The sequence below is a fragment of the Ileibacterium valens genome, from assembly GCF_001945525.1.
Classification (GTDB): Bacteria; Bacillota_I; Bacilli_A; order Erysipelotrichales; family Erysipelotrichaceae; genus Ileibacterium; species Ileibacterium valens.
In genome coordinates this window covers 1-8,375 of record NZ_MPJW01000008.1, presented here as the reverse complement: position 1 = coordinate 8,375, position 8,375 = coordinate 1, and the positions used below count along the sequence as shown (strand labels likewise).

The 8,375-nt window shown below is 39.3% G+C and carries 8 protein-coding genes, 1 tRNA gene and 1 rRNA gene; 9 read left to right on the top strand and 1 reads right to left on the bottom strand.

Annotated features, from left to right (window positions below; translation table 11 throughout):
• Window positions 1-130 precede the first annotated feature (130 nt).
• From rrf to BO222_RS00125, 9 genes are all read left to right on the top strand, one after another.
• Window positions 131-236, top strand: a 5S ribosomal RNA gene (gene rrf, locus BO222_RS00165).
• 152 nt (window positions 237-388) lie between these two features.
• Window positions 389-464: transfer RNA gene (locus BO222_RS00160), tRNA-Gln, on the top strand.
• Between the two features lie 181 nt (window positions 465-645).
• Window positions 646-2,115: a glutamate--tRNA ligase gene (gltX, locus tag BO222_RS00155; RefSeq protein WP_075817318.1), complete on the top strand. Its 1,470-nt coding sequence runs from the start codon at window positions 646-648 to the stop codon at window positions 2,113-2,115.
• An 88-nt stretch (window positions 2,116-2,203) separates the two neighbouring features.
• Window positions 2,204-3,049, top strand: coding sequence for a mechanosensitive ion channel family protein (locus BO222_RS00150; protein ID WP_075817316.1), 846 nt, complete (start codon window positions 2,204-2,206; stop codon window positions 3,047-3,049).
• 206 nt (window positions 3,050-3,255) lie between these two features.
• Window positions 3,256-4,170, top strand: a complete 915-nt coding sequence (locus BO222_RS00145; RefSeq protein WP_075817314.1) for a hypothetical protein — start codon at window positions 3,256-3,258, stop codon at window positions 4,168-4,170.
• A 206-nt stretch (window positions 4,171-4,376) separates the two neighbouring features.
• Entirely contained in the window at window positions 4,377-6,155 is a 1,779-nt protein-coding gene (locus BO222_RS00140; RefSeq protein ID WP_075817312.1) for an aminopeptidase P family protein, read from the top strand.
• 133 nt (window positions 6,156-6,288) lie between these two features.
• Window positions 6,289-6,780, top strand: coding sequence for a CpXC domain-containing protein (locus BO222_RS00135; RefSeq protein ID WP_075817310.1), 492 nt, complete (start codon window positions 6,289-6,291; stop codon window positions 6,778-6,780).
• A gap of 151 nt (window positions 6,781-6,931) precedes the next feature.
• Window positions 6,932-7,375, top strand: coding sequence for a large-conductance mechanosensitive channel protein MscL (gene mscL, locus BO222_RS00130; RefSeq protein WP_075817308.1), 444 nt, complete (start codon window positions 6,932-6,934; stop codon window positions 7,373-7,375).
• Between the two features lie 204 nt (window positions 7,376-7,579).
• Window positions 7,580-7,942 carry a DUF488 domain-containing protein gene (locus tag BO222_RS00125; protein ID WP_075817306.1) on the top strand — a complete coding sequence of 121 codons (363 nt, stop codon included), beginning with the start codon at window positions 7,580-7,582 and terminating at the stop codon, window positions 7,940-7,942.
• 178 nt (window positions 7,943-8,120) lie between these two features.
• On the opposite strand, the gene BO222_RS00120 is transcribed toward BO222_RS00125, so the two are convergent.
• The coding region (locus tag BO222_RS00120; RefSeq protein ID WP_075817304.1) for a transposase at window positions 8,121-8,375 on the bottom strand (255 nt) is incomplete at its 5' end.

The window sequence follows — 8,375 nt, the reverse complement described above, 5'->3', positions numbered from 1 at the left end:
AGAGATGCATGAAGTTGGCTGATACTAATCGGTCGAGGGCTTGATCGAAGCAAGCGAAGTGTAAAACACAAAGAACAAAGACAACAGACAAGAAGGATGTCGCTGATGTTTGGTTTTGAAAGATCCAAGGTGTGGTCTTGATGGCAGAATGGAAATACCCAGACACTTTTCGAACCTGGCAGTCAAGCATTCTAACGGCGACGATAGTGAACAGCGAAAATAGCAAGAGGCCATGCAAACAGAAAGCCGATCTGAGTGAGCAATCACTTCGGATCGGCTTTTGTGATTTAGAATGAAATTCATCCTCAAAAAAGTTCATAAAAAAACTAAAAAAAATCTTTGAAATACTTGCATGATGTAACTGGATTGAGTATTATAAATGAGTCCTTGGGGTATAGCCAAGCGGTAAGGCAGCAGACTCTGAATCTGCCATTTCCGTGGTTCGAATCCACGTACCCCAGCCATATGACAATAACCGGTCTATTCGTTGAATGGACCGTTTTTTATTTTTTGGATTTTCTTTACATGAAAAGGCGATTGGTTTTACGACTGAGAATTTATTCTGAGAAGAGACTTTCTTTAAATGTTTTTGCACTTTATCCCATTTTAGAATACACTTTGACATGACGAGGAGATGGATGATTAATGGACAACAAAATCAGAACCCGGTTTGCCCCAAGCCCAACCGGGTATATGCATATTGGAAACCTTAGAACTGCCTTATTTGAATATCTGATCGCGAAACATGATGGCGGCGATTTCCTACTTCGTATTGAAGATACTGACCAGGGAAGAAAAGTTGATGGAGCAGTTGATGTGATTTATGAAACTCTAAAGAATGTTGGTCTTAATTGGGATGAAGGCCCGGACATCGGCGGAGATTTTGGCCCTTATGTGCAGTCTGAAAGACTTGGAATGTATAAAGGATATGCCGAAAAGCTTGTAGAAACAGGACATGCTCACTATTGCTTCTGCTCTGAAGAAGAAATTGAAGAACAGAGAAAAGAAGCAGAATCGTTAGGTATCTCATTCAAGTTTGATGATCCATGCAAACACCTTTCTGAAGAAGAGATCAAAGAAAGGCTGGATCGTAATGAACCTTATGTAATTCGACAGACAATTTCTAATGTTGGAGAAACATCATTTGATGATGAAGTCTATGGACATATTGAGTTTGACGGAGATCTGCTCGATGAACAGATCCTTTTAAAGAGTGATGGATTTCCAACCTACAACTTTGCCAACATTATTGATGATCATACAATGAATATTACTCATGTCGTTCGTGGAAATGAGTATCTGTCTTCAACACCAAAATATAATCTGATCTACGATGCTTATGGCTGGCAAAGACCGGTTTATGTACATGTACCTCCAGTAATGAAAGACGAAAAGCAGAAGCTTTCTAAACGAAATGGAGACGCTTCCTTTCAGGATCTAGTTGCTGCTGGATATTTACCTGAAGCAATCATTAATTACATTGCACTTCTTGGATGGTCTCCAGAAACTGAACAGGAAATTTATTCACTTGAGGAACTGATCGATGTTTTTGATGTAAAACGTATTTCAAGATCTCCGGCGATTTTTGATAAAGATAAGCTAACCTGGATGAATGGCGTTTATCTGAGAAACATGGATCTGGATACTTATTATAAATTGGTTAAACCATATCTTGAAAAAGCCGTTAAAGGAGATTACGACTTCAGGGAAATTGCTAAATTAATCCAGCCAAGAACAGATGTACTTAATCAGATTGAGGAGTCTGTAGATTTCTTTGATCATTTGCGTGATTATGATCTTGAAATGTATCGTCATAAAAAGATGAAGTCTACTCCGGAATACGCATTAACCGCTCTTAGAGAAGTGCGTAAAGCTCTGGAAAGCCTGGATTCTTTTGAATCAGAAGAACAGGTCCATGATACTTTAATGGCTTTGCCAAAAGAATTAGGCATGAAAAACGGACAGGTTCTCTGGCCTGTCAGAACGGCGCTGACTGGAAAACAGTTTACTCCAGGCGGAGCTATTGAAATTGCTTATATTTTGGGTAAGGATGAAGCTTTATCACGAATTGATACTGGAATTTCCAGATTAGAAGAATCTCTTGAGTCTGCTTAACAGCAGACTTTTTTAATAATAAATTCTTTTTACTATCACTTATGTTTATTTTTCTTTATTTAGTTTTTCTTTTACAAAGGAGGGAACTATGGATTGGAATTCGATCTTTTCTAATGCGTTTTTACTGAAAGTAATTGCTGCGGTTGTTGAACTGGTAATCGGAATGTTTGCAGCAAGATGGGTATCCAGATCAATTTTGCGGATGAAACCGATTGGAATGGAAAAAGGAGTTTTGACTTTTGCGGCTTCAGCCAGTGGTATACTGGTCCGGATTTTTGCGGTTGTGATCGCTTTGGGACAAATTGGAGCTAAGATGGATGTGCTCGTAGGGGCCTTTTCCGCAGTGGGTCTGGGAGTTTCTCTGGCCCTGAAGGAATCGATGGCCAATGTAGCTGGCGGGCTGCAGATTTTGATTACTAAGCCATTTAAAGTGGGTGACTATATTGAGTATGGGGAACCCGGAGGAATTGGAGGAACTGTGAAGCAGATTGAATTGATGTTTACTTCACTGCAGACACCAAACCTTCAGGAGATTGTGATTCCAAATGCTTCGTTAGTCTCCGGCAATATCGTGAACTATTCCGCAAATATTAATCGAAGAATAGTCATCAGTGTTCCTGTAGCTGGATCAATCCGTTATGAAAGCTTCAGAAAATCCTTGCAGGATTTACTAGATTCGACCAAGGAAATTCTTAAGGACCCTAAACCAATGACGGCTGTGAGTGGTTTTACAGCAGCTGGAAACGGGATGACCATTAATGTCATTGCCTATACCCGAACCGATAAATACTGGGACATGCTCTACTATCTGAACGAACAGATCCAGCATTTGATGGTTGAATACGCTATGGAACAGCCAACAGATCTTGTTCGAATCATTGATCCTCAAATGCTCAGTAAGGATCTGGCAAATGTTAAGAATCCGCTTTCGTAACCTAATCTTAAAAAAAGTTTAAAACATATACTGTTTTTTACTGGCGGAATAGTCAATAATCATGAAGGGAGCTTGCTGTTTCTGTTTCTTGTAAGGATACTCAAGACAGCCTGCTAAAAGCACAGGCATTCTATGAATAGCTTATCAGTGACAGGAATATAGACATAGCTCCCGAATATTCAATTTACAAAGAAAGGACTTGCTGAATGGACAGTATTACGACTTACAATCTGATCGTTATTCTTTCGGTTCTATTCGTGTCCCTGTTGTTCCTGCTGATTCCTTTGAATGTCCTATCCACCCTGACTGTGCCTTTCAGCTTTAAAACATTCGGAATCCGTAAGGTTAAACGCTGGTACTCCAGAACAGACACCCTTGCTAATTTCTTTTTATGGATCTCTGTTATATTCGCTTTTGGTTTTCCTTTTATCCCGCAAGGGGTACAAATGGCAAGGATTATTTTTGCGGTATGGATGATATTTGCCTGGTTATGCACAATTTCACGGGCGGTGAGACTGTCACAGGTTAAGCGTTCAGACATAAAACTGACAGTCATTTTCATGATCAACATCGTCTTTGGTTATGGTCTGGTTGGCGGACTTGGTTTATTCGATCACGGGGGATTATGGGTTCGATCATTCATGCTGATTGATGATCTGAAAAAGCCAGAAACATGGAATCTCCTGTACTTGCTCAGATCGCCAAACTTCACCTGTTATTTACTTCAGATCGCAATCATCGCCTTCTCGACCTGTAATCTGTGGGGACAGTTCAAATATATGCGCCTTGAAAACACCTATAAAGGCCGTTTTCTGGCTACTTATATTATCAAGAGCGTGCTTGTTTCACTGGTTCTTTTAGGATTCGGTCTATATGGACTTCCATTTATGGAAGGAATCTACAGAGTAGAAGAAACTGAACGTTTAACTCAAAAGGGAGTGGCTTCACCTGTTGATTTTGATGCGGTGAATCGATCGGTAGATCAGTTAACCAATCAACTTTCAGAAAATACCCATGAAGAAAATTCTGATGAATCTAATAAGGAAGAAACAGAGCCTGTAGAATCTGCTGAAAATACCGAAGAGTCCACTGAAACAGAAAATTCTGGAATTCAGAAATAATTTCTGTATTACCGTTGAATCAGTTGGTGTTTTTTTAACAGACTGACTGATACCATAACTAATGTTTCTCTTAGAGAGTCCTTTTTTGGGCTCTTTTTTTACTTTGATCAAAATAAACCTGATTAGCTTTTCTTTTGCATTTTAGCCATTTCATTGATGTTTCTTCAGATAGCTCTTAAACTGAAACGAGAAAAGAGGCGATTTAGATGAACGTTACTTCTGAATTAACAAAACTAAGAAAGGTTATGGCTGATCATCAGATTCAGGCTGTAATTATTCCAACATCTGATTATCACGATACTGAATATGTCTGTGATTATTTCAGTTGTCGTAAACACTATTCAGGGTTCACAGGCAGCGCAGGAACTTTGGTTGTTCTGGAAGACGGAGGCGCTTTGTGGACAGATGGACGCTACTATATTCAGGCAGAAAATGAACTGTCAGGTTCAGGCTTACAACTCATGAAGCAGGGTATGCCTGGTGTTCCATCGATTCCTGAATATATCTGTGAACATTTAAAGCCTGGAATGCGAGTTGCTGCTGATGGTCGCTGCATTAATCAAGCAGAATATGAAGAAGATAAAGAAATTTTTGACGCACATGGACTTGAGTTTGTAACTGACCTGGATATTCCAGGAATAGCCTGGGAAAACCGACCAGAAATGCCAAAAGCCCCGATCTGGATTTATGACGAAAAATTTACAGGAAGATCAGTGCAGGAGAAGCTAAAGGAACTTAGAGAACATGTGGCTGATGCCAAAGCATATGGACATGCAACCAATAAGATTGACGAAATTGCCTGGCTGTTCAATATCCGGGCAAATGATATTCCAAATTTTCCAGCTCCGCTTTCTTATGCTTTAATCAATCCTGATACGGCCATCCTTTATACAAACACCGATCGTGTAAGTAAAGAAGTAAGAGATGTTTTTGAAAATGAAGGGGTGACACTTCGAGAATACAAACAGATTTATGATGATTTGAAATCGATCAATCAACCCATACTGGTACAAAAAAATCTGGTGAATTCACTGATTGCTTCTAGCCTGGCTAATCCGGTTTACGGTGAAGATCCAATCGTAATGATGAAAGCAGTAAAAAATGAAACTGAGCAGGAAGGGTTTCGCATTGCTCATCATAAAGATGCAGCAGCAGTTATCCGCTTCTGGAAATGGCTTGAAGAGACTTTGCCTGAAACACAAGTTACAGAAGTTTCTGCTGCAGACAAGCTGCATGACTTCAGAGCAGAACAGCCTGGCTTTTTGGATGAATCATTTACAACGATTTCTGCTTATGGAAAGAATGCAGCCATGCCGCATTATCATCCAGATTCTGAACATCCAGCTGTTCTTGAATCTAAAGGACTGTATCTGGTGGATTCGGGAGGACATTATCAGGAAGGAACAACCGACATTACCAGGACATTTGTCTTAGGGGACCTGACTGATGAAGAAAAGCATTTCTTTACACGGGTGCTGCAGGGCAATATTAATCTGGCTCAGGCCGTGTTCCCAAAAGGAGTTCGTGGACTGAATCTTGATGTCCTGGCTCGAGGTCCGCTGTGGAAAGAAATGACTGATTATAATCATGGAACCGGACACGGCGTAGGGGCTTTATCGAATGTTCATGAAGCACCTAATGGCTTTCGCTGGAAAATTGTTCCCGAAAGAAATGATTCAGCAGTCATGCTGCCAGGAATGATTACTTCAAATGAACCGGGTTTTTATGCGGAAGGTAAGTTTGGTATTCGCCATGAAAATCTGATGCTGACCAGAGATTTTGGAAACAGCGATTTTGGAGATTTCCTGTGTCACGAAATCCTGACCCTTGTGCCATTTGATGTAAGAGGTCTGGATGTATCCATCATGAGCTCAGATCAGATCGATTGGCTTAATAACTATCATCAGCGCGTATATGAAGAAATTGCTCCTTTGTTAAATGAAGATGAAGCAATCTGGCTCAAGGAAAAGACAAAAGCACTTTAGAAACTCAATATAGGTTGAAATGGGCAAGAAATTAGTGAATGCAGGAAAAGAAAGAAGATATAAGTTCTTCTTTCTTTTTTAGATAAGATGAGGATTACTGCCATGAAAGAAGAACAAATTTCAGGGGATATACATGAAGAAAAGAATGATTGAAATGATCTGTCCGAACTGTCGCCATTCTTTTTACATTCTTAAGGACACCATGCTTCTTTATGAAGGAAAAGGAACTGACCATGAGCGTCTGATGAATTCTGAATATTTTTTTCATCAATGTCAGAAATGCCTGAACCTCTTTGAGATGAACTATCCTCTTCTGATCCGGTTTACCAGGAAAAATCTTTGCTTGATTCTATCTGATTCAAGTCAGCTTCCAGATTTGGATAATCAAACTGTTATCCGCACTCGGAAACCAGCAGACTTTGAGTTAATCTACCAGGCGCTTGATTTGGGTATTACAATCAAGGAACTTGTTGAGATCAGGGAAGAGTGCAGCAGACAGGATATAGGACTTAAACAACTGATTGATGTTGATGGATCGAAGATATTAGCTATGAGTACAAATGGATTGATAAGAATCAATAGAGTTAGTTCCGACTTAGGAAGGGTAGATGAAAGCAATCGGTAAGAATAAAAATAGTACATTGTTTTTAGGACAAATGTAAGCACTCAAAAGCAGGATGTCAGGCATTGGAATGGAAAAAAATTGTTTGAGTGTTGTGACCGACTAAAAAATAACTGCCATGTAAAATAAGTTCATTGAAAGGAATGTGACTAAGATGAAGAAATTCTTTGATGAGTTTAAGGAGTTTATTTCCCGTGGGAATGTTATGGATATGGCTGTCGGTGTCATCATGGGTACTGCTTTCACCGCTATTGTCAACGCACTGGTTAAAAATATCCTGACCCCATTACTTGGAATTGTACTGAATGGAGTAGATTTTTCAGATCTTATCATTAAAGTAGGAAATGCTAAGGTAGAATATGGACTATTTATTCAGGCGATCATTAATTTCCTGCTTATTTCTCTTGTAATCTTCTGTATGGTAAAAGCTCTCAATGGAGCCAGAAACAAGGTGATTAAGAAGAAAGAAGAGGAAGGAGCTCAGGAAGAAGAGGAACTTGAAGCAAGCGTTGTTCTTCTTCAGGAAATCAGAGATCTTCTTGCAAAGCAGAATGCAGAAACTGCCGCTGCCTCTGAACAGGATTTACTCAAAAAATAAACAATTCAACAAAAACCTAGACTCAAGACAGACTTATAATAATCAATAAGTAATTTAAAAAATTCTATTCATCTCATGCCAAGGTGAGTTAAGAAGCAAATTAAAAGAAAACACCTCCTGTTCTGGGGGTGTTTTTCATAATCTTTGTTCAGATTACAAAGAAGAAATAAAACTGGAATTAATCAGTTGATGAATGGAGGATATATGGGAATTCTGAAAATCAAACGTATATATGAACCTGAAAGTCCAGATGATGGATATCGAATTTTAGTCGATCGTTTATGGCCGCGAGGTGAAAGTAAACTCAAGGCTGATCTTGATGAATGGGCAAAACAGGCTGCTCCTTCAAGTGAAGAACGGAAACAATTCCATCAAGGCAATGAAAGTTTTGAACAATTTAAAGAGGCCTATCTAAGTGAGCTTAACCAATCTGAAGATGCCAGAGAACTTAAAAAAGAGATTATGGAAAAGTTAAATCAGGAAAATGTAACCTTGCTTTACGGATCAAAAAATAAAGACGAAAACAATGCGATAGTTTTAATGGAATGGCTGAAAGCTGCAAGCTGACCAAATCAACAAAGGGGCTGTTAAATTTCGACTGATTTTTCATCAGCGAGATTTACAGCCCCTTTTTCTATGCTTTTTATCTGATTCAATCCTGTTTTATGATGTGTTTTTCCGCTCAAGTCAATTTTTGAACGCACTGAAAAGAGCCAAAACTCAAAAAGACTGTTTATAATCTTTTTCAGATTTCGCTTTTCTGCTCCTTTAATTTTCTATAACGTTCGAGTTCTGGGCAACTCATCCGATTTCTGTTGTTTAATTTTCTGATATTGTGTCCCATGGCCACAATAAGCACCTCAAATTTTACGTTTTCCAGTCCCCGGCGTCTCAATCGGCTGTATCTGTAGTTTTCTTTAAGATCTCCGAAGGTTCCTTCCGCCTGAATGCTCCGGCTGACCATAATCTCATGTCCTGCATCTGAAGACATGTTCTCCCG